The sequence below is a fragment of the Muriicola marianensis genome (assembly GCF_014638095.1).
Taxonomy (GTDB): domain Bacteria; phylum Bacteroidota; class Bacteroidia; order Flavobacteriales; family Flavobacteriaceae; genus Muriicola; species Muriicola marianensis.
The window spans coordinates 1291053-1314357 of the sequence record NZ_BMFH01000001.1 but is presented as its reverse complement, the minus strand read 5'-3'; the positions used below and the strand labels follow the sequence as shown (position 1 = coordinate 1314357).

General features: G+C 49.2%; 17 protein-coding genes. 15 read left to right on the top strand and 2 right to left on the bottom strand.

Features of this window, described 5'->3' with window-relative positions:
- Together nusA and infB are read left to right on the top strand one after the other, a co-directional pair.
- A complete protein-coding gene (nusA, locus tag IEV19_RS05985; RefSeq protein ID WP_188369760.1) occupies window positions 1–1233 on the top strand; it encodes a transcription termination factor NusA in 1233 nt (410 codons plus the stop codon).
- Window positions 1234–1275: 42 nt separating this feature from the next.
- The gene (gene infB, locus IEV19_RS05980) at window positions 1276–3930 is read left to right on the top strand and encodes a translation initiation factor IF-2 (RefSeq protein ID WP_188369759.1); all 2655 of its coding nucleotides are present in this window, start codon (window positions 1276–1278) and stop codon (window positions 3928–3930) included.
- A 65-nt stretch (window positions 3931–3995) separates the two neighbouring features.
- Here infB and IEV19_RS05975 read toward each other — a convergent pair whose 3' ends face one another.
- Window positions 3996–4364: an SPOR domain-containing protein gene (locus tag IEV19_RS05975; RefSeq protein WP_188369758.1), complete on the bottom strand. Its 369-nt coding sequence runs from the start codon at window positions 4362–4364 to the stop codon at window positions 3996–3998.
- 232 nt (window positions 4365–4596) lie between these two features.
- Here IEV19_RS05975 and IEV19_RS05970 point away from each other — a divergent pair, with 232 nt between their 5' ends.
- The 9 genes from IEV19_RS05970 (at window position 4597) to IEV19_RS05930 (ending at window position 17289) form a co-directional block, all read left to right on the top strand.
- Entirely contained in the window at window positions 4597–5970 is a 1374-nt protein-coding gene (locus tag IEV19_RS05970; RefSeq protein WP_188369757.1) for a cytochrome c3 family protein, read from the top strand.
- A gap of 33 nt (window positions 5971–6003) precedes the next feature.
- Window positions 6004–9093 (top strand): TAT-variant-translocated molybdopterin oxidoreductase, encoded by a 3090-nt coding sequence (locus IEV19_RS05965; protein WP_188369756.1) that lies wholly within the window; start codon window positions 6004–6006, stop codon window positions 9091–9093.
- 33 nt (window positions 9094–9126) lie between these two features.
- Window positions 9127–10851 (top strand): helix-hairpin-helix domain-containing protein, encoded by a 1725-nt coding sequence (locus IEV19_RS05960; RefSeq protein WP_188369755.1) that lies wholly within the window; start codon window positions 9127–9129, stop codon window positions 10849–10851.
- A gap of 2 nt (window positions 10852–10853) precedes the next feature.
- Window positions 10854–11375, top strand: a complete 522-nt coding sequence (locus IEV19_RS05955) for a DUF3341 domain-containing protein (RefSeq protein ID WP_188369754.1) — start codon at window positions 10854–10856, stop codon at window positions 11373–11375.
- 10 nt (window positions 11376–11385) lie between these two features.
- Window positions 11386–11946, top strand: a complete 561-nt coding sequence (locus IEV19_RS05950) for a c-type cytochrome (protein ID WP_188369753.1) — start codon at window positions 11386–11388, stop codon at window positions 11944–11946.
- A 16-nt stretch (window positions 11947–11962) separates the two neighbouring features.
- The gene (locus tag IEV19_RS05945) at window positions 11963–13336 is read left to right on the top strand and encodes a quinol:cytochrome C oxidoreductase (protein WP_188369752.1); all 1374 of its coding nucleotides are present in this window, start codon (window positions 11963–11965) and stop codon (window positions 13334–13336) included.
- Window positions 13337–13365: 29 nt separating this feature from the next.
- Entirely contained in the window at window positions 13366–14424 is a 1059-nt protein-coding gene (locus tag IEV19_RS05940; RefSeq protein ID WP_188369751.1) for a cytochrome c oxidase subunit II, read from the top strand.
- A gap of 47 nt (window positions 14425–14471) precedes the next feature.
- Window positions 14472–16295, top strand: a complete 1824-nt coding sequence (locus tag IEV19_RS05935; RefSeq protein WP_188369750.1) for a cytochrome c oxidase subunit I — start codon at window positions 14472–14474, stop codon at window positions 16293–16295.
- 151 nt (window positions 16296–16446) lie between these two features.
- A complete protein-coding gene (locus tag IEV19_RS05930; protein WP_188369749.1) occupies window positions 16447–17289 on the top strand; it encodes a GIN domain-containing protein in 843 nt (280 codons plus the stop codon).
- Between the two features lie 53 nt (window positions 17290–17342).
- Here the strand turns inward: IEV19_RS05930 and pckA are convergent, their stop codons facing one another.
- Entirely contained in the window at window positions 17343–18944 is a 1602-nt protein-coding gene (pckA, locus tag IEV19_RS05925; protein ID WP_188369748.1) for a phosphoenolpyruvate carboxykinase (ATP), read from the bottom strand.
- Window positions 18945–19102: 158 nt separating this feature from the next.
- Between pckA and ruvB the strand changes: the two genes are divergently transcribed.
- The 4 genes from ruvB (at window position 19103) to IEV19_RS05905 (ending at window position 23240) form a co-directional block, all read left to right on the top strand.
- Window positions 19103–20125, top strand: a complete 1023-nt coding sequence (ruvB, locus tag IEV19_RS05920; RefSeq protein ID WP_188369747.1) for a Holliday junction branch migration DNA helicase RuvB — start codon at window positions 19103–19105, stop codon at window positions 20123–20125.
- Entirely contained in the window at window positions 20126–21454 is a 1329-nt protein-coding gene (locus IEV19_RS05915) for a cytochrome P450 (RefSeq protein ID WP_188369746.1), read from the top strand. It abuts the gene before it with no gap.
- A 192-nt stretch (window positions 21455–21646) separates the two neighbouring features.
- Window positions 21647–22627 carry a helix-turn-helix domain-containing protein gene (locus tag IEV19_RS05910; protein WP_188369745.1) on the top strand — a complete coding sequence of 327 codons (981 nt, stop codon included), beginning with the start codon at window positions 21647–21649 and terminating at the stop codon, window positions 22625–22627.
- Window positions 22628–22715: 88 nt separating this feature from the next.
- Complete coding sequence (locus IEV19_RS05905) at window positions 22716–23240, top strand: hypothetical protein (protein WP_188369744.1); 525 nt, start codon at window positions 22716–22718, stop codon at window positions 23238–23240.
- Window positions 23241–23305: the final 65 nt, after the last annotated feature.

The following is a 23305-nucleotide window of genomic DNA, read 5'->3' as shown; positions in this document are numbered from 1 at the left end:
ATGGAAAATATCGCATTGATCGAATCGTTCTCGGAATTCAAGGATGATAAATTCATCGACCGGGTAACCCTGATGGCCATTTTGGAGGACGTCTTCCGAAATGCCCTGAAGAAAAAGTTTGGATCGGATGACAATTTTGACATTATCATCAATCCGGATAAGGGAGACCTTGAGATCTGGAGAAACCGTGTGGTAGTTCCGGATGGAGAGGTAGAGGAACCCAATGAGCAGATCTCTCTGTCTGAGGCTAGAAAGATCGAGCCCGACTTTGAAGTGGGGGAGGACGTTTCCGAAGAGGTGAAACTGATCGACCTCGGTAGGAGAGCTATTCTTGCCTTGCGACAAAACCTGATCTCCAAAATACACGAACACGACAATACGACCATTTACAAGCAGTTCAAGGATCTCGAAGGGGAGATCTACACTGCTGAGGTACACCATATCAGGCACAAGGCGATCATCCTGCTCGATGACGAGGGGAACGAGATCATCCTTCCCAAAGACAAACAGATCCCATCCGATTTCTTCCGCAAGGGAGACAATGTGAGGGGGATCATCGAAAGCGTGGAGCTGAAGGGGAACAAGCCCATGATCATCATGTCCCGCACCTCACCGATCTTCCTGGAGCAACTCTTCTTCCAGGAGATCCCAGAAGTGTTCGATGGTCTGATCACGATCAAAAAGGCAGTGCGCATCCCAGGGGAGAAAGCCAAGGTAGCAGTGGATTCCTATGATGACCGCATCGACCCGGTAGGGGCCTGTGTCGGAATGAAAGGATCTCGTATTCATGGGATCGTAAGGGAACTCGGCAATGAGAATATAGATGTGATAAACTGGACCAACAATCCCCAGCTGATGGTCACCCGGGCTTTGAGTCCGGCTAGGGTCACTTCCGTAAAACTGAATGATGAGAATATGACCGCCCAGGTCTACCTCAAACCCGAAGAGGTTTCAAAAGCCATCGGTAGGGGCGGACACAATATCAGACTGGCAGGGCAGCTTACCGGATATGAGATCGACGTCTTCAGGGAAGGGGTTGAGGAAGATGTGGAACTGACAGAATTCTCAGATGAGATCGAAGGCTGGATCATAGAGGAATTGAAGAAAATAGGCCTGGATACAGCGCGAAGTGTGCTTGAACAGGACGTGGAAGACCTGGTCAAGAGAACAGACCTGGAAGAGGAAACCATCCTCGACGTGGTGCGTATCCTCAAGGCCGAGTTTGAAGATTAAGCTATATATTAGCACAAAATAAAAAGAGAGTAAACAGTTTTTATGGCAAACAACTCAACAATAAGGCTTAACAAAGTTCTGAGAGAACTCAACATCTCCCTGGACAGGGCGGTCGATTTTCTGGCCTCAAAAGGGCATAAGATTGACGCGCGTCCTACCACCAAGATAACGGAGGAGGTGCATCAGATTCTCCTGGACGAATTCCAGACCGACATGAGCAAGAAAGTTGCTTCCATAGAGGTCGGGGAGGAGAAGCGCAAGGAGAAGGAGGCCATTAGACTGCAACTCGAGCAGGAACAGGAGGAAAAGCGCCTTGCCCGGGAGAAGAGGAATGCTGCCTCCGAAGTAGTGAAGGCCAAGGCCGAATTGTCTGGTCCCAAGATGGTCGGTAAGATCGACCTCGACGGGGAGAAAAAGGCAGAGAAGGAAGAGGCTAAAGAAACTGCCGCGGCAGAACCTGAAAAAGAAAAACCTGCTGTAGCCAAACCTGCGGCTAAAAAAGAATCCAAGAAAGCTAAAGAGAAAAAAGCTGAGGCACCTCCCAAGGAAGAAAAGCCAGAGGCTATCGAGACAAAGTACCAGAAACTTTCAGGGCCCAAGATCATGGGCGATAAGATCGACCTGTCAAAATTCGAAAAGCCCAAGAAAAAGAAGGAAGCCGGGGCCAAGGCCGATCCGTCAGACCGCAAGAAGAGGCGAAAGCGCATCGTTAGCGATTCCGGTTCCCGTGGTGGTGGCCGGGGACGTTTTGACGACAAACGCTCCAGGTCCGGTGGTGGTGCCAAGGTAGAGCCTACGGAAGAAGAAGTACAAAAGCAGGTAAGAGAGACCCTGGAAAAACTACAGGGAAAATCCAAGAAAGGAAAAGGAGCCAAATACCGAAGGGACAAGAGGGACATGCACAGGCAACAGTCTGAAAAGGACCTCGAACAACAGGAACTTGAAAACAAAGTACTCAAGGTCACAGAATTTGTCACCGTCGGAGAAGTGGCTACTATGATGGACGTGCCAACCACCCAGATCATTTCCGCATGTATGTCGCTGGGGATCATGGTTACCATGAACCAGCGCCTCGATGCGGAGACGCTTTCTATCGTTGCCGATGAATTTGGTTATGAGGTGGAATTTGTCACCGCGGATATCGAAGAGGCGATCGAAGAGGTGGAGGATGCACCGGAAGATCTCAAACCAAGGGCCCCTATCGTCACAGTTATGGGACACGTAGACCACGGTAAGACCTCCCTGCTCGATTATATTCGAAACGAGAACGTGATCGCAGGAGAAAGCGGTGGTATCACCCAGCACATTGGTGCATATGGGGTGAAACTGGACAACGGGCAGAAGATCACCTTCCTGGATACTCCGGGTCACGAGGCCTTTACCGCCATGAGGGCGAGGGGTGCTCAGGTAACGGACATTGCCATTATTGTGATCGCGGCAGACGACGATATCATGCCTCAGACCAAGGAAGCTATCAGCCATGCACAGGCTGCCGGGGTACCGATCGTATTCGCCATCAATAAAATAGACCGACCCAATGCCAATCCGGACAAGATCAAGGAAGGGCTGGCTGCCATGAACCTGTTGGTAGAAGATTGGGGAGGTAAGATTCAATCGCACGACATCTCAGCCAAAACAGGGGAAGGTGTAAAGGAATTGCTTGAGAAGGTTTTGCTGGAGGCAGAATTGCTCGAACTCAAGTCGAACCCGGACAAGCTGGCCTCAGGAACTGTGGTGGAAGCCTTCCTCGACAAGGGAAGGGGTTATGTCTCTACAGTGCTGGTACTCGCGGGATCCCTGAAAATAGGGGATTACGTACTCGCGGGTACGCACAGCGGAAAGATCAAGGCCATGCAGGATGAGAGAGGCAAGAACGTTAAAGTTGCCGGGCCGGCTACCCCCATTTCCATTTTGGGATTAGATGGAGCGCCTCAGGCAGGGGATAAGTTCAATGTTCTCGAAGATGAGAGGGAAGCCAAACAGATCGCCGCCAAGAGAAGTCAGCTCCTCAGAGAACAATCTGTAAGGACGCAAAGGCATATCACGTTGGATGAGATCGGAAGAAGGATCGCCCTTGGCGACTTCAAGGAACTGAACATTATCCTCAAAGGTGATGTGGATGGTTCTGTGGAAGCTCTCACAGACAGTTTCCAGAAACTGTCTACCGATGAGATCCAGGTCAACATCATCCACAAAGGTGTGGGAGCCATCACCGAATCGGATGTGCTCCTCGCTTCGGCCTCAGACGCTATCGTGATCGGATTTAATGTAAGGCCGATGGGCAATGCCCGTGATATCGCTGATAAGGAAGAGATCGATATCAGGATCTATTCCATCATCTACGACGCTATCAACGATCTCAAGGACGCCATGGAAGGAATGCTGTCTCCGGAGATCAAAGAGGAAGTCACGGGAACTGCGGAAATACGGGAGACCTTCAAGATTTCCAAAGTGGGAACGATCGCAGGTTGTATGGTGACCAGCGGAAAGATCTTCAGGAATTCCAACGTAAGGCTCATCAGGGATGGAGTAGTTATCTACACAGGAGAGCTCGCCTCCCTGAAGCGATTCAAGGACGATGTGAAGGAAGTTTCCAAAGGATACGACTGCGGACTGCAGATCAAGAATTACAACGATATCAAGGAAAACGACATCGTGGAGGCCTTCCAGGAGGTGGCTGTGAAAAAGACCCTCTAGGGAAAGTAAAGAAGAAAAAAAAACCTGCCGAGCGGCAGGTTTTTTTATTCTATTGGATTAAGGATTCAGTTTCCTGTTTGAGGCCGGAGGATGATAGATTGCGGATATTTTTTCCTCACCTCCGCGAAAGTCCGCTCCACATCCAACCTGTTTGCGAATCTTCCCAAATGCACCCTGTAGGTAGGGGAGTCAAAGATAATTCTGGCCCCGTACTGAGGAAAATCCACCGAGGCATCATCCTTGAGATTTGTCGCTTCGGCATAGGACCCGAAACCTATCTGAATGGTGAAATATTCGGTCTTGGAATTCATCTTTTTGTAGATCTCCAAAAGCTTGGTGATATCAGGATCTTGTTCAACTTTTGCAATCCCCTTCTGAGCGTTCATGCCCAGGGGTAAAAGCAGTAGAATTAACGTGTATAAGGCAGTTTTCATGTGTTTCAGGGTTTGTAAAAAAACGTTCTTTGCAAAGGTAATTTTTTAGGGCTTAAACAGAATAAACAAGCCTTATTTAGAATAGTTATAAATTATAAATTATCAATAGTTAACGATTTCCCAAATAAAGTCTATTCCGTATTTTTGTCCCCAATTTCACGGGCGATAACTCACCCATTTTCCTAGGATTGAGAAAATATCGTGCCAGGATTTCGATAGAAATAATTTCAATATGAAAAAGGTTCTGTACCGCTCTCAGATTTCTACTCTTTTCAGTTTTTTATTGGTTGGTAGTCTACTACTCACGAACAATCTTTTTGCGCAGGATCAGGCTGCTGCCGAAGCTGTGGCGACGGAAGCCGATGCCTCACTGGGAGGTGATCCCGTAAAAGGTAAGCAGTTGTTCAATCAGAACTGTGCCGCCTGCCACGCCCTGGACCGCAAGATGACGGGACCAGCGCTGGCCAATGTGGAGACTCGCCTCGCTGAAGAAGAAGGCCTGGATAAGGAATGGCTCTATTCCTGGATCAAGAACAGTGCGGGAATGATCTCATCCGGAGATGCATACGCCAACAAGATCTATGCAGAATACAACCAGGCTGCCATGACGGCCTTCCCTACTCTGAGCAACGCAGACATAGATAATATTCTGGCCTATACGGCGGCCCCTCCTCCGGCACCTGTACAGGCAGTCGCTACAACGGCAGAAGTTCCCGGAGGCGCTGCTTCATCCTCAGGGATCACCAATGAAGTGATCCTGGGTGCACTTGTACTGGTCTTCGGATTGCTGGTCATGATGCTGATCCTGGTAAACACCACCCTGAAGCGGATCGCTGAGGCCAATGGTGTGGTTGTCGAAAAAGCGAAGGCCGAGAAACGCATGCCGATTTGGAAGGCATTTGCCAAGAATCAGTTTCTGGTCCTGTGCTCTGTCATCTTCTTGCTTCTGGCCAGTGCCTATTACGCATATGGCTGGATGATGCAGATAGGGGTAGACCAGGGTTACCAGCCTATTCAGCCTATCCACTATTCTCACAAGATTCACGCAGGAGACAACAAGATCGAATGTAAGTATTGCCACTCTTCCGCCAGGGTTTCAAAACACTCAGGGATCCCATCCCTCAACGTGTGTATGAATTGCCATAAGTCGATCTACGAATACAAGGGCAACCCGGAAGGCCCTTCAGCCGAGGATCTGGCAAACGGATACACCAACGAATTCTACACCGCCGAGATCAAAAAGCTCTACAAGGCTGTCGGGTGGAATGAAGAAGAACAGCGTTACACCGGTGAATCCAAACCTGTGGAATGGGTCCGCATTCACAACCTCCCTGACCTCGCGTACTTCAACCACTCCCAGCACGTATCAGTCGCTGGCATCGAGTGCCAGACCTGCCACGGCCCGGTAGAAGAGATGGAGATCATGTACCAGTATGCTCCCCTCACTATGGGATGGTGTATAAACTGTCACAGGGAGACCGAGGTAAACCTTCAGGATAACGAATACTACGAAAAGATTCACAAGGCACTTTCCGAGAAATACGGCGTTGAGAAACTGACAGCTGCGCAGCTGGGCGGACTCGAATGTGGAAAATGTCATTATTAAGAACAATACAGAAGCTAATTACAGATAGATCGTATGGCATCAAATAAGGTATACTGGAAGAACGAGGCGGACCTGCTCCCCGCGGATTCCAATATTCAACAGCTGAGAGATAACGAGTTTCCGACAGAAATTCCCGTAGATGAATTTCTCGGCGACAAGGAGGGATTGTCAGATTCCAAGACAAACAGGCGCGATTTTCTGAAGTATATAGGCTTCAGCACTGCAGCTGCTTCATTGGCTGCCTGTGAGGGCCCTGTTATCAAATCGATCCCCTACGTGGTACAACCCGAAAGGATCGTACCTGGGGTGGCCAATTACTACGCCACTACCATCGCCAACGGTTTTGATTTCGCCAGTATCCTCATTAAGACGAGGGAAGGAAGGCCTATCAAAGTAGAAAACAACAAGGAAGCGGCTACTAATGGCAGTGCTAACGCCAGGGTCCAGGCTTCCGTCCTTTCCCTGTATGACAGCACCCGGCTCCAGGGGCCCCTTTCCAACGGGGAGCCCGTAGAATGGGCTATCCTGGACGCCTCTGTTAAATCCAAACTGGGAGCTCTGGCCGGTTCGGGGAAACAAGTGGTCCTCCTTACCCAGACTTACGCCAGTCCGTCTACCGATAAATTGATCGCCGATTTTACGGCTGCTTATCCCAATACAAAACACGTCACCTACGATGCCATTTCAGAGGATGCCGCTTTGAATGCTTTCGAAATGGCCTACGGGGAAAGGGCGCTTGCCGATTATCATTTCGACAAGGCCGAACTTATCGTTTCCTTCGGGGCAGATTTTCTGTCCGACTGGCAGGGAGGCGGATACGATGCCGGATATTCCAAAGGGCGCGTACCCAAGGCCGGAAAGATGTCAAGGCACATCCAATTCGAAGCCAATATGACGCTTACCGGGGCAAATGCCGACAAGCGGGTGCCCCTGAAGCCGTCTGAACAGAAAAAAGCACTGGCCGCCCTGTACGGCAAACTGAACAACAGCAGGGTAAGCACTGACCTCAGTGAGGCGGTCCTCGCCATGGTAGACAGCACGGCTGCTGAAATCCGTAGCAAAGGGAGCAAGGCTGTGGTAGTTACCGGACTGGACGATGTGAATGCGCAGCAACTGGTCCTGGCTATCAATAAAATGCTCGGCAGCGAAGCTATGGATACAGCTGCACCCAAGTATGTTCGCCAGGGAAATACGGCTACCGTAAAACAGCTGATCAGCGATATGAAATCGGGCAATGTGGGTATGCTCATCATGGATGGGGTAAACCCTATGTACACCCTGCCCAATGCTTCTGACTTCGCGGAAGGCCTTGGGAACGTAGATCTATCTGTCACCTTCTCCACCAACTGGAACGAGACCACAGAGCGCACACAATTCGCGGCAGCTGCCAATCACTTCCTGGAATCCTGGGGAGATACTCAATTGAAAAAAGGACATTACAGCCTGATCCAGCCTACCATCAGGGAGCTGTTTGACACCCGTCAATTTCAGCAGTCCCTCCTGAACTGGATGGGCAGCGATCAGAGCTACTACGATTATATCAAAACTAACTGGACGGAGAGCGTCCTCGGTACCGATTCCTGGAACAAAGCGTTACACGACGGAGTATACAGCTCTGAAATGAGCATGGAAGTAACCCAGGAGGAAACTGCATCAGAGCCCGCCTCTGATGGGGTGCTCAGCGGCGCCGTTCAAAGCCTGGCTTCGGCCTCTTCAGAAGGAATGGAGCTTACCCTTTACAGCAAAGTAGGGATGGGAGACGGTCAGCAGGCCAGCAACCCATGGCTTCAGGAATTTCCTGATCCCATCACCAGGGTTACCTGGGATAACTATCTCACTATCTCCAGGGCTGATGCGAATGAACTCGGCCTTGTTAACGAGAATGCGGCCAATGGTGGACTCGACGGCAGCTACGCCAATGTGACCGTCAATGGAGTTACCCTAAGCAACGTTCCTGTGATCATACAGCCCGGGCAGGCGAAAAATACCATCGGACTTTCATTTGGCTATGGCCGGAAAGTGGGGATGAAGGAGGAGATGCAGACCGGGGTAAATGCTTATGCGCTTTACAACGACTTCAACAGCATTCAATCCGTCACAGTGGAGAAAGCGGCAGGCATGCATGAATTTGCCTGTATCCAGCTTCAAAACACCCTGATGGGAAGGGGGGAGATCATCAAGGAGACCACCCTCGAAAAATACAACACAGAAGATCCTCATGAGTGGAATCACGTTCCTGAGGTATCTCTCAACCACCAGGAGGTGCCGGCCACCACAGTCGACCTCTGGGAATCCTTTGACAGGTCAGTAGGCCACCATTTCAACATGTCTATCGACCTGAACGCCTGTACAGGATGCGGGGCTTGTGTGATCGCCTGCCATGCTGAGAACAACATCCCGGTAGTCGGAAAATCAGAGGTGAGGAAGTCAAGGGATATGCACTGGCTTAGAATAGACAGGTACTATTCTTCAGAAGACACCTTCCAGGATGACAATATCAAAAAAGACGAGTTCTCCGGAGCTTTTGATTCCAAGGCCGGGTTTGAAGAAATGGAGAGGGCCGCTGAGAATCCTCAGGTAGCCTTCCAGCCCGTGATGTGCCAGCACTGTAACCATGCTCCCTGTGAGACCGTGTGTCCGGTGGCCGCTACCTCGCACAGCCGTCAGGGTCAGAACCATATGGCGTACAACCGCTGTGTAGGTACACGATACTGTGCAAACAACTGTCCTTACAAAGTGAGAAGATTCAACTGGTTCCTTTACAATAATAATGACGAGTTCGATTTCCATATGAACAACGACCTCGGTAAGATGGTCATCAACCCCGATGTAACTGTAAGGTCTAGGGGAGTCATCGAGAAGTGTTCACTCTGTATCCAGATGACTCAAAAGACGATCCTGGATGCCAAGAGGGAAGGACGCGAGATCGAGGACGGGGAATTCCAGACCGCCTGTTCCAATGCTTGTAGCAACGGGGCTATCATCTTTGGAGATATCAACGACGAGAAGAGTCAGGTGGCAGCTCTCAAGAAAGAGGACAGGATGTACCACCTGCTGGAAGCAGTGGGAACCAAGCCTAATGTGTTCTATCAGGTCAAGGTACGCAATACCAACGAAGCATAAACAAGAAGAAAAAACCTAACATAACAGAAATCTATGGCGTCGCATTACGAAGCACCAATTAGGAAGCCCCTAGTTATAGGAGACAAAGACTACCACGACGTTTCGGTAGACATTGCAGCTCCAATAGAAGGCAGGGCCAACAGGCAGTGGTGGATAGTGTTTTCCATCGCCCTTGCGGCACTCCTATGGGGAATAGGTGCTATAATCTATACGATCTCCACGGGAATAGGTACTTGGGGACTCAACAAGACGGTCAACTGGGCCTGGGACATCACCAACTTCGTATGGTGGGTGGGTATCGGTCACGCCGGAACACTGATCTCGGCGGTACTGCTGCTCTTCAGACAAAAATGGAGAATGGCGATCAACCGGTCGGCTGAGGCCATGACCATCTTCTCGGTGATACAGGCGGGATTATTTCCTATCATCCACATGGGTAGGCCATGGCTTGCCTATTGGGTGGTTCCAATTCCCAACCAGTTCGGCTCCCTTTGGGTGAACTTTAATTCCCCTCTGCTCTGGGACGTATTTGCGATCTCAACGTATTTATCAGTATCACTGGTTTTCTGGTGGACAGGGTTGTTACCCGACTTTGCGATGATACGCGACAGGGCGGTTAAACCTTTCCAGAAAAAGATCTACAGCCTGGTGAGTTTCGGCTGGACGGGCAGGGCCAAGGACTGGCAGCGATTTGAAGAGGTCTCCCTCGTCCTCGCTGGTTTGGCCACGCCCCTTGTACTTTCTGTACACACCATCGTATCCTTCGACTTTGCTACTTCCGTGATCCCGGGATGGCACACCACCATCTTTCCGCCTTACTTTGTGGCTGGGGCGATCTTTTCAGGGTTCGCTATGGTACAGACCCTCCTTATCATCATGAGGAAGGTATGCAACCTGGAAGCCTATATCACGGTTCAGCATATAGAATTGATGAACATCATCATCATGGTGACAGGTTCCATCGTGGGATGTGCCTACATCACGGAGCTTTTCATCGCCTGGTATTCAGGGGTAGAGTACGAACAGTACGCCTTCCTGAACCGGGCCACCGGACCTTACTGGTGGGCGTACCTGCTCATGATGAGCTGTAACGTGGTATCCCCTCAGGTGATGTGGTTTAAAAAGATCCGTACCAGCATCGTGATCTCCTTTGTGATCTCCATCGTTGTGAATATCGGGATGTGGTTCGAGAGGTTCGTGATCATCGTGACCTCCCTCCACAGGGATTACCTGCCTTCATCCTGGACCATGTTCTCCCCGACCTTCGTGGATATCGGAATCTTTATCGGTACCATCGGGTTCTTCTTTGTCCTCTTCCTGCTCTATGCAAGGACCTTCCCTGTGATCGCGCAGGCGGAAGTAAAATCTATACTGAAATCTTCAGGGTCCAAATACAAGACCTTGAGGGATGCCGGGAAACCCCTTTATCAAATGCCTTCGGGTAAGGCTCAGATGAAAGAGACGAAAGCAGAATCAGCTTCTGTACAAATACCAAGGGCTGAAGCTTCTGATTTGCTTTCCAAACTCGGGACTTTTGATCCTTCCAAAGACAAGGCAGACGACCTTAAGAAAGTGAAGGGAATCGGACCCAAAATGGAAAAGACGCTGAATCAGATAGGAATATACACCTTTGCCCAGGTCAGCAGGATGACCGAGGCCGAATACAATATGCTGGATGAACTGACGGGGGCATTCCCGGGAAGGGCTCAGCGGGACGACTGGGCCGGTCAGGCAAAGAAATTAAATAAGAAATCGTAATTATGGCCTCTAAAGTTATACACGCTTATTTCAACGATGATGACATCCTGATGCAGGCTGTCAAAAAGGTAAAGGCTGCCAAACATCATATAGAGGAAGTGTACTGCCCTTTCCCTGTGCACGGGCTAGACAAGGCTATGGGGCTGGCTCCAACGAGGATCGCTATTACCTCCTTTATGTACGGCTGTCTCGGTCTTACAGTTGCGATCGTTATGATGAATTATATCATGATCGAAGACTGGCCACAGGACATCGGAGGGAAACCGAGTTTCAGCTATATCGAGAACATGCCGGCCTTTGTTCCAATTATGTTCGAGATGACCGTATTTTTTGCAGCCCACCTGATGGTGATCACCTTTTACCTGAGAAGCAGGCTATGGCCATTCAAGAAAGCTGAAAACCCTGATGTCAGGACCACAGATGACCATTTTGTAATGGAAATAGAAGTGCACGGCGATGAGAAAGGTCTGATGACCCTCTTGCAGGAATCAGGCGCCGTTGAGATTAACAAGGTAGAAAAGTAGTACCGGACTTATGAAGAATATACTCAAAATAGGAATTGTATTTACGGCCGTACTGGCCATGGTTTCCTGTGCAGACAAGGACAGCCCGAACTATCAGTACATGCCCAACATGTATTTTCCGGTGGGCTATGAGACCTATCAGCAGGTAGACTTTTTGCCAAGCGGTTCTGAAGCCCTTCAGCCTGCTGAGAATACGATCTCAAGGGGGTGGCTGCCTTACGAATTCGCTAATGACCTGGCCGGAAAGGACATGGCGAGGTTGCAGGCTAGTCCGCTTGACTCCCTCAATGCTGAGGCCAATCTGGCAAAAGGAAAGGAATTATACGATATCTATTGTGCGATCTGTCACGGTGCCAACGGGGCCGGTCAGGGAACACTGGTAAAAAGGGAGAAGATCCTCGGAGTGCCCAGTTATGCCGATGTAGCCCGGAATATTACGGTTGGCTCTACCTATCACACAATTTATTACGGCCTTAACTCCATGGGATCCTATGCCGGACAACTCAATTTTGAAGAGAGGTGGCAGGTGGCGGAATACGTCATGAAACTTAAGCAGGACCTAACTAAATAAGATACTGACAGCAACTATGTATACATTTTCTAACAGACTTAAGATCGGAGCAATTGTCCTCATGGCCCTCGGAATCCTGGGGATGGGTGTCGGGTTTGTATCGGTCCCTTCCACCCCGGAAGAAGCCAAGGCGATGGTAGCCGCACATGATGACGGTCATGGTGGAGGTCACGCAGAGGAAAGCGAACATCCCGCCACGGCGGGTGAACATCCCGCAGGGGAGCATCCTGCAGGTGAGCATCCGGCTGCTGACGCTGAGCATGCTGCTGCTTCTGACCATGGAGCCTCACATGACGAACACCTGATGCACCAGTTGCAAAACAGGCCCTGGTCTGCCTTGTACGTGGCTGCGTTCTTTTTCTTTATGATTTCCCTGGGGGTATTGGCGTTTTACGCCATTCAGAGAGCTTCACAGGCCGGCTGGTCGCCCCTTTTATTCAGGGTTATGGAAGGAATTACTGCTTATCTCGTACCCGGGGGTATCGTGATCTTCGTGATCTTCGTGCTCTCTGTAATGCACTTTAACCATATGTTCGTCTGGATGGATGCTGAAGTGGTAGCGGAAGATGCTTTAATACAGGGAAAATCGGGTTATCTGAACCCCACATTTTTTCTGATTCGAGCCGCTGTATTCCTTGGTGGCTGGATCCTCTACAGGGAAGTTTCCAGGCGTTTGTCCCTCGCCCAGGACGAAGCACAGGACAACAAAAACTTTGTGAAGAACTTCAGGTGGTCTGCTGGCTTCCTGGTCTTTTATCTCGTTACCGAATCCATGATGTCATGGGATTGGATCATGAGTATTGATCCCCACTGGTTCAGTACCTTGTTCGGGTGGTATGTATTTGCGAGCATGATGGTCTCCGGGATCACCGTGATCGCCATGGTAACCATCTACCTAAAATCAAAAGGATATTTACCTGATGTGAATGACAGCCACATACACGACCTGGCTAAATTCATGTTTGGATTCAGTATCTTCTGGACGTATCTTTGGTTTAGCCAGTTCATGCTGATCTGGTATGCCAATATCCCAGAAGAGGTGACATATTTTGTGACCCGGATTGAGGATTACAAACTGCCTTTCTTCGGTATGATCGTTATGAATTTCGTGTTTCCCCTCCTCGTCCTTATGAACAGTGATTACAAGAGGGTGAACTGGTTCGTGATCATGGCAGGAATCGTGATCCTGGCAGGACACTATCTCGATGTCTACAACATGGTGATGCCCGGTACTGTGGGCGACCAGTGGTTCATCGGTATTCCTGAACTGGGAGCCTTGTCTTTCTTTGCCGGTGCGTTCATATTCTGGACGTTCAGGACGCTGACCAAGGTCCCGCTCCAACCGAAAAGAAACCCATTTATAGAGGAGAGCAGACATTTTCACTATTAATGAATACAGTAACTTATTTAGTTTAGATAATGACGACATTACTTACGATACTTGTTCTAATCCTAGTAGCCATCGCCATCTGGCAGATGACCAAGATCTTTGAACTGTCTCAGATCAGGGCAGAGAATACCCAGGTTGCCAGCGATAAGGACAACAAGTACAACGGCTACCTGATGTTCGCCTTCCTGATCTTTATTTACGGGATCACCATTTTCAGTTTCTGGAAATACACCAAGGTATTGCTGCCGGAAGCCGCATCAGAACACGGAGGGGATTATGACGATCTGATGTTGTGGTCTTTCGTGATCATCTTTTTCGTGCAAACCGTAACCCAGGCCCTCCTGCATTACTTTGGCTATAAGTACAAGGGAGAAAAAGGCAAAAAGGCTTTGTTCTATGCGGATAATGACCGACTGGAATTCATCTGGACCATCATCCCGGTGATCGTACTGGCCGGACTCATCCTCTGGGGACTTTACACCTGGACGAACATCATGGACGTGAATGATGAGGACGACCCACTGATCGTGGAATTATACGCCCAGCAGTTCAACTGGACGGCACGCTACGGCGGGGCAGATAACGTCTTGGGAGGAGCTAACGTGCGTATGATCGACATCGATCGCGCTAATGTGCTTGGGCTGGACGAATCTGATCCCTATGCAGGTGATGATGTGATCGTAAAGGAATTACACCTTCCCGTAGGACGCAAAGTCAATTTCAGGTTCCGTTCACAGGATGTGCTCCACTCGGCTTACATGCCGCATTTCAGGGCACAAATGAACTGCGTTCCCGGAATGATCACTGAATTTTCCTTCACCCCGACTATCACTACCGAAGAGATGCGTCTCAATCCGGATGTGGTCGACAAAGTGAAGCGTACCAACGCCATCAGGGCAGAAAGGGCTGCCAATGGCGAACCCAACTCCGATCCATGGGAGTTCGACTATGTCTTGCTATGCAATAAGATCTGCGGTAAGTCGCATTACAACATGCAGATGAAGATCATAGTGGAGACCGAAGAAGAATACAACGCGTGGATGGAAAGTCAACAGACCTTCTCCCAGCTCATGGCATCCATGAATTAAATAAAAACAAGGCTAGAAAAGAAAATTAATAAAAATTAAACAAGATTATGTCTGCTACAGCACACGCACATGTTGATGATCACGCACACGATCATGGACATCATCATCACAAAGAGACGTTTGTCACTAAATATATCTTTAGCCAGGATCACAAAATGATCTCCAAGCAGTACCTGATCACAGGTCTGATCATGGGGATCATAGGGATCGCAATGTCCCTGCTTTTCAGATTGCAGCTGGCCTGGCCCGGGGAATCCTTCCCCATCTTTGAAGCCCTGCTGGGAAAATGGGCCCCTGATGGGGTAATGGACGCTGATATCTACCTGGCTCTGGTGACCATACACGGAACCATCATGGTGTTTTTCGTGCTCACTGCCGGGTTGAGCGGTACCTTCAGTAACCTTTTGATCCCATTGCAGATCGGTGCCAGGGATATGGCCTCCGGTTTCCTGAATATGGTCTCCTACTGGTTGTTCTTTACTTCCAGTGTCATCATGGTGATCTCATTGTTTGTGGAAGCGGGTCCGGCTGCGGCAGGATGGACCATCTATCCTCCCCTTAGTGCACTGCCAATGGCACAACCGGGATCCGGAATGGGGATGACCCTCTGGCTGGTCTCTATGGCGATCTTTATCGCCTCCTCCCTCCTGGGATCACTGAACTATATCGTAACCGTCATAAACCTTCGTACCAAAGGGATGTCTATGACCAGACTTCCCCTGACCATCTGGGCGTTCTTCGTAACGGCCATTATCGGGGTGATTTCTTTCACGGTGTTGCTCTCTGCAGCCCTGCTGCTGATCATGGACAGGAGTTTCGGAACATCTTTCTTCCTTTCAGATATTTTTATTCAGGGGGAGGTGCTGCATTACCAGGGAGGATCTCCGGTACTGTATGAACACCTGTTCTGGTTCCTGGGCCACCCTGAGGTATATATCGTACTGCTCCCGGCTCTCGGGATCACTTCAGAAGTAATGTCTACCAACGCAAGGAAGCCCATCTTCGGATACAGGGCGATGGTAGCCTCAATCCTGGCTATCGCCTTCCTCTCCACCATTGTTTGGGGACACCATATGTTTATCTCCGGGATGAACCCCTTCCTGGGATCCGTATTTACATTCACGACCCTATTGATCGCTATCCCATCTGCGGTAAAGGCGTTTAACTATATCACAACCCTCTGGAAAGGGAACCTGCAGATGAACCCTGCCATGTTGTTCTCAATCGGCCTCGTATCGACCTTCATCACAGGAGGTCTCACAGGGATCATCCTCGGGGACAGTACCCTTGATATCAATGTACACGACACCTATTTCGTAGTGGCTCACTTCCACCTTGTAATGGGTATCTCAGCCCTCTATGGTCTTTTTGCCGGGGTCTACCACTGGTTCCCGAAAATGTTCAAGCGTATGATGAACAAGAACCTGGGCTATGTACATTTCTGGGTGACAGCTGTTTGTGCCTACGGGGTCTTCTTCCCCATGCACTTTGTGGGAATGGCCGGTGTACCGAGGAGGTACTACCAGAATACAGCTTTCCCTATGTTCGACGAACTCACAGATGTGAATGTACTGATCACGGTTTTCGCCCTGATCGCAGGAGCCGCTCAGCTGGTCTTCCTCTACAACTTCATTCACAGTATGTTCTACGGTAAGCCCACTGTACAAAATCCATGGAACTCCAATACGCTGGAGTGGACTGCGCCTATTGAGCACTTCCACGGTAACTGGGAAGGTGAGATCCCCCACGTACACCGATGGGCTTATGATTACAGCAAGACATTGCCTAACGGGGAATACGTGATCAAAGGACAGGATTTCGTGCCTCAGGACGTCCCTCTCCATAAGGATGAAGAGGAACTCCATCACTAGATCATTTCATTTATAAATATCAAACCCATCCCTCGGTAGCACCGGTGGATGGGTTTTTTGATTGCCTGAGGGCAATGGTTAGTTTGGCCCTGTTCTTGAGGAAATTGTAATATCTTTATTTCATATTAAGCGAATAAATACCGTCAAATCTATGAAGATCGCCCTGAGATATCTGTTGATCACCCTCGTATTCACAATGGTCACAGGAGTATACGCACAACGCAAACCCCGGCTAAAAGGCAACCGGGAAGTCACAACGGTCACGGAAGCCCTGCCTCCTTTCTCCAGGCTTGAACTGGTGGACGACCTGGATATTGTTCTGAAAAGGTCTGCGGAAGAATCCTATACCATTACTGCAGACGACAATCTGGTGGATGTGATCAAATTCCGGGTAAATGACGGTACCCTCGTGATCTCTTCCTTTTACGAGATCACTTCCAAAAAAGAACTGACCATTGTGGTGTCTTTTTCTCAGCTCAACACCATCACTGTACAGGAAGGGAGAGTAGAAACGGCCGAAGGGGAAAGGATCAATACAGATGCTCTCCAAATAGAGACCTTCGGTAATTCAAGAGTTCATTTCGATGGGGATGTCGGGACACTCACCATCGCGATGAAGGACAACAGCAAAGGGGAATATACCATGACTGCTGACAGCCTGTCGGTGAAGATGAGTCAAAAATCAGATGCACAACTCTATGTGAACGCTTTTTCAGGATCGGTCGACATTCAGGACAACAGCTCATTGCAGCTCGAGGGTACCTCGGGTAGTTTAGACATGAAAGTTAGTGGCAACGGCAAATTACGGGGTCAGGATTTTGAGGTCGATGACCTTACTGCCGGGATATCGGATTCGGGGGATGCCCGCATCTTCGCGAGGACCCGGTTGCAGATAGGCCTGACAGGAAATGCGCGATGTTACCTCTTCAGTGAACCGGATATCACCCTAACAGCCTTCAGGGACAATTCTGAATTCTTTAAACGAAATAAATAAGGTTCCCCCTTCCTAATGGAAAAGGGAACCTCATTGATCTGATCCATCTGAGATCAGGATTCTACGGACAGGGAACGTTTAGGTCCGGCGTCTACGATCTCCCCGTTCACATCCTTTTCAAACTTTTTGAAGTTCTCATTGAAAAGGGCGACCAGTTTGTCCTTCACCTGCTCGTATTTTTCCTTGTCTTCCCAGGTATTTCTGGGGATAAGGACCTCAGACGGCACATTAGGACAACTCTCAGGGATCATAAACCCAAATTCCTCATCCTTCACAAAGGAGACATTGTCAAAATCTCCATTGTGGATGGCATCGATCATTGCTCTCGTATACTTCAGTTTAATCCTTGAACCCACACCGTGTGCCCCGCCTGTCCAACCTGTGTTGACCAGCCAGGCAGTTGCATTGTGTTTCTTGATCTTTTCGGCCAGCAACTCTGCATACCGGTTGGGATGCCACATCATAAAGGCAGCACCGAAACAAGCACTGAATGTTGCCTGGGGTTCGGTAATTCCCATCTCGGTACCGGCTACCTTGGCGGTATAACCTGAAATAAAGTGATAGCTCGCCTGTTCAGGGGTGAGTTTGCTTACCGGAGGCAGTACACCAAAGGCGTCACAGGTAAGGAAAATGATATTTTCGGGATGACCCGCTACACATGGGATCTGTACGTTATCAATAAAGTTGATAGGGTAGGATGCCCTTGTATTCTGTGTGATGGAGGTATCCGTATAGTCCACCTTTCGGGTTTTCTTATCGTAGACCACATTTTCAAGGACGGTACCGAACCTGATCGCGTTGTAAATGTCCGGTTCATTTTCTTCCGACAGGTTGATCGCCTTGGCATAACAACCGCCTTCTATGTTGAAGGTTCCGTCGTCTGTCCAGCAGTGCTCGTCATCCCCAATGAGTTTTCGTTTTGGATCAGCACTCAGCGTAGTCTTACCGGTTCCTGAGAGTCCGAAGAGGATGGATACATCACCCTCCTCACCCACGTTGGCGGAACAGTGCATAGGCAATACTTCTTCCAGGGGCATGAGGTAATTCATGATAGAGAATATCCCTTTCTTCATTTCCCCGGCGTATTGGGTACCCAGGATGACCACTTCTTTGGCTTCCAGGTTCACGTCCACACTGGTCTTGGAGGTCATCTCCGAAGTATAGCGGTTGGCCGGGAAACCTCCTCCGTTAAAGATCACGTAGTCTGGTTCCCCAAACTGCTCGAGTTCAGCGGCGGTCGGCATGATCAGCATATTCTGCATGAACAGGGCGTGATAGGCACGTGTGCAGATGATCCTTACTTTTAGCCTGTATTTGGGATCCCATCCCGCAAAGGCATCTACCACATAGATGCGGGGCCTGGTGTTGAGATAATCCAGGGCGCGTTCCCTGTTCACCATATAGGTATGCTCATCAAGGCCGATATTGATAGGCCCCCAGTCTATATTCTTTTCAGAGTCGGGATGCCTTACCACACGCTTGTCCTTCGGGCTACGTCCCGTTTTCTCACCGGAATATACCAGCAGGGCACCCACATCGGAGATGGCAGTTCCTTCTTCCAGTCGCAATCCCAGCTCGTAAAGAACTGGTACACTGCTATTTCGGTGTATCTCTTTTACTTCAATTCCGTACTTCGTTAAATCAAATGTTCCCATGAAAATGATATTTTTAATATTTGGTTGAACTTCTACTGCAAAATTTGGAAATAAAACACAGCTAAAAGATGACTTTTGTCATGCCGCGAAAATCTTTGAAGATTTAGAGCCGGTTAAAACCGTGATAATCCCTTGTGTTTTTCATTATCTTTGAGAATATGAACGAACATCTCGATCCGACTGCAGATCATTTTTCCCAGGAAGAGCTCGATATAGAAAGAGCGCTGCGTCCCGTATCCTTTGATGATTTTACGGGGCAGGAATCCGTCCTGGAAAACCTGCAGATCTTTGTGCAGGCTGCCAATTTGAGGAATGAAGCCCTGGACCATACCTTGTTCCACGGTCCTCCCGGCCTGGGAAAGACCACCCTGGCACATATCTTGGCCAATGAACTGGGAGTAGGGATCAAAGTGACCTCGGGTCCAGTACTTGACAAACCCGGTGACCTGGCCGGCCTGTTGACCAACCTGGAAGAAAGGGATGTGCTCTTTATTGATGAGATACACAGGCTGAGCCCCATAGTGGAGGAATACCTGTATTCTGCCATGGAGGATTACAGGATAGACATCATGATCGAAACTGGCCCCAACGCCCGGTCAGTACAGATCAACCTCAACCCTTTTACGCTTATCGGTGCTACGACCAGGTCGGGGTTGCTAACGGCTCCCATGCGTGCGCGCTTCGGCATACAAAGCAGGCTGGAGTACTACAATACGGAACTCCTCTCCACCATCGTGGAGCGCAGTGCGGATATCCTGAAGGTGCCTATTACCCAGGAGGCTGCTATTGAGATCGCAGGTAGGAGCAGGGGAACCCCCCGTATCTCCAATGCGCTCCTGAGAAGGATCAGGGATTTTGCCCAGATCAAAGGGAATGGTAAGATCGACATAGACATATCAAAGTTTGGTCTCAAGGCCCTGAATGTGGATACCCATGGCCTGGACGAAATGGACAACAAGATCCTGATGACCATCATCGATAAATTCAAAGGGGGACCTGTGGGGATTTCAACCCTGGCTACAGCGGTTTCCGAAAGTGCCGAGACCATTGAAGAGGTCTATGAACCCTTCCTCATACAACAGGGATTCATTATGAGGACTCCACGGGGGCGGGAGGTGACCGAACTCGCCTACAAGCACCTCGGGCGGATCAAAGGCGGAACACAACCCGGTCTTTTCTAGATGGGAGAAATCAAGACCGTTTCCCTGCTGGAGGTGTTGAAGAACAGGAAACGCATCCTGGCCAATCCCCTTCCTTTCCATTCCGAGAACTTTGAAAAATACGGAGACACATTTAAGGTCCGTGTCGGACCCGGCAGGCCTGTTGTGTTTACCCGGGATCCTGAGATCATACAGCAGGTACTTCAGAAACAGCAGAAAAAGTTCCGAAAATCGCCCTTGCAGACCAAGGACCTGGCCAAGTATATAGGGAACGGACTCCTCACGGCAGAGGGTGAACACTGGAGGGTACAGAGAAGGATGATCCAGCCTGCCTTCCACAAGAAAAAACTCGAGGGTCTGCTGGGAACTATGCGCAGTGCGATCAGGGAAGAAATCAAGCGCATTCAACCCGGCAGGGAGCAGGATATTTTTCCCCTTATGGGGGATCTCGCTTTTCAGGTGGTGGCTAAATCCCTTTTCAGCAATACAGAGATCCGGGAAGAGATGCGAGAATTGCAGGAAATCACTGAGACCAATCAGAGAATGCTCATCCGCGAGATGAGGCAGCCTTACCTGGTCTGGTGGTTTAAACTCAGCGGAAAAATCAGGAAACACCTGGGGTATGCCGAAAGGGGAAGGGAGCTGCTCAATGCCCTTATCGAGGAACGGGTATCCCAACAGAGGGAGGAGGATGACCTCCTCGATATGCTGCTCGGAGCCACCTATGAGGACGGTACGCATATGGAGCGCCGCCAGCTTATAGACGAAGTCCTGATCCTCTTTACTGCCGGCCACGAGACTACGGCAAATGCCCTGAGTTTTACCCTCTTCCTTCTGGCTACCCATCCCGAGATACAGGAAAAAGTATATCGTGAGGTCCAAAAAAATAAAGGCGGGGATGTGGACACCCTGGAATGGATCGCACGCTTTCAATACACCCAGCAATGCATAGAAGAGGCGATGAGATTGTATCCACCGGTCTATGTGATAGACCGGATGGCGACGGAGGCCGTAGAGCTTTCAGGGCACCGATTTACAAAGGGCACATTGTTGCTGATGTCCGTATACGAGTTGCACAGGTACCGGTCTTTCTGGGAGAATCCGGAGCTTTTCATGCCGGAACGTTTCAGCAGGGAAAGGAAAAAGGAGATGGGGCCGTACTATTATCCCTTTGGTGCAGGGCCGAGGATGTGTATCGGCAATAACTTTGCGATGTATGAAATGGTCCTTACCCTTGTGGAGATCGTTTCGAAGTACCGGATCGAAAGTGATTCGGAGGAAGTGGTACTCAACCCCCTTATTTCCCTGAAACCAGTGAGTGTAGCTCTTAACTTTATTCCGCGGGAGTAGTTACCTTGATCTTTTCCTGCCCTGGATTTTATACAGTTCCATCCGGTTTGCAGATTTATGAATAATTTGGGAAATCCTGCCTGGAAGGACGCAATTCCGTACCCCGGAATTATCTACCTTTATATAGGAATTCTAGGATTTGTTGTTTTTGAAACTGGGAATTGATATGATCTTAGGTACACGAAAACGGCAATGGGTTCACATTCTTCAAGAGATCGAGTTTTTATTGAAAAGCTGATCGAAATCATCGAGGCCCATTTGGGAAACGACCAGTTCGGGGTGCAGGAGCTGGCGAATGAAATAGGTCTTAGCCGGCCTCACCTGCACCGAAAAGTATCCTCCATCCTTGGCAAGTCGACAAGCGCCTTTCTCCGTGAATACAGATTGTCAGTGGCGCTGGAATTATTAAAGGAAGACCTTCTGACGGTATCTGAGGTTGCCTACAAGGTTGGATTTGCCAGTCCTACCTATTTCAACACCTGCTTCCACAATCACTTCGGATACCCACCGGGAGAGGCAAAGTTCCGGAATACTCAGGTGTTATCCCCGGCTGTAATAACTGAGAACTTATCTGTCCCCAAAAAGGCTAGGTTTATCAGTGTTGGAATTCTGGCTATTGTGGCCTTTCTTTCCATGTTTGCCGGGGTTTTTATCTACCGCTATGTAAATAGGGAGTCCCCCTCCAGTAATGTACAGACCAATTCAGTTTTTCCTTATAAGAATTCAATCGCAGTTTTACCCTTCAGGAACTGGAGTGACCGTAGCGGGCTGGATCGATTTTGTGACGGGGTAACCAACTCGGTAAGTTCAACACTTTCAGAGATCAGCACCTTGCCCAAGGTAGTACCCTTCACCTCAGTTTTAAAATACAAGGAGACTACCTTAGGGGCCACAGAGATCGCAGGACAGCTACAGGTGGATCTGATCACGCAGGGAAATATTCAACTTGCGTCGGATGAGATCCTGGTCAGTGTACAATTGATCGATGTCTACTCAGATGATATCCTGTGGTCTGAGAAATTTACAAGGCATTGGAGCGAGTACGATGCCGTTCAAATTCAACAATCCATCTCCCTGCAGATTGCCCAGTCGATCCAGGGTTACATAAGCCGTCGCCAGTCACCGAGATCGGCCAAAAAACTACCCGCCAAAACCGGAAGACTTCCATTTTAAATTGGAATAGAATGCATCAAAATTGTTAGGTTGAGAGCAGGGATCCTTCGCAACTTTGTATCGTTATTAACTCCTAATATCAAATAACATGAAGCAAATTCTTTTCAGCGCCCTTCTTCTGGGACTTTCCGGAACAGGGCTGGCCCAGGACGCGAAACCTCAGGTACAGGAGATCAGCCTGGCGGCGGTTACCGTTTCTCCCATTTTGAACCACAGCTACAGGAACATGGCAATTAAAGGAATCAATTCAGAAGCGGTTGTTGATCTGGAAGAAATTGCCGCCCGATATAATGTGAATGAATCATCGGTATACGACAAGAGTATGGATGCCTATGAAATCATCTTTAAAAATTCCAAAGGCAGTATCCTCGCGACTTATGATAAAACAGGCAAGATATTGACCACAGTTGAGAGGTATAAGGATATTTCCTTGCCTTCGGGTGTAAGAAATACTGTCCATTCCCAGTATCCAGGATGGGAACTTACCGATAACAACTACCTGGTTCGATTCAAAGATGGCCGTGATATCAGAAGAGTATTCACCGTGACGATCGTAAAAGACGGCGCCAAAAAGAACCTGAAGCTAAGTGTGGAAGGGGAATCGATGGGATAAGACCTTGAGTGTTTTAAAAAATTTCGCCCCTGTAGTAATCGGGGCGTTTTTTTTATTCAGCACCA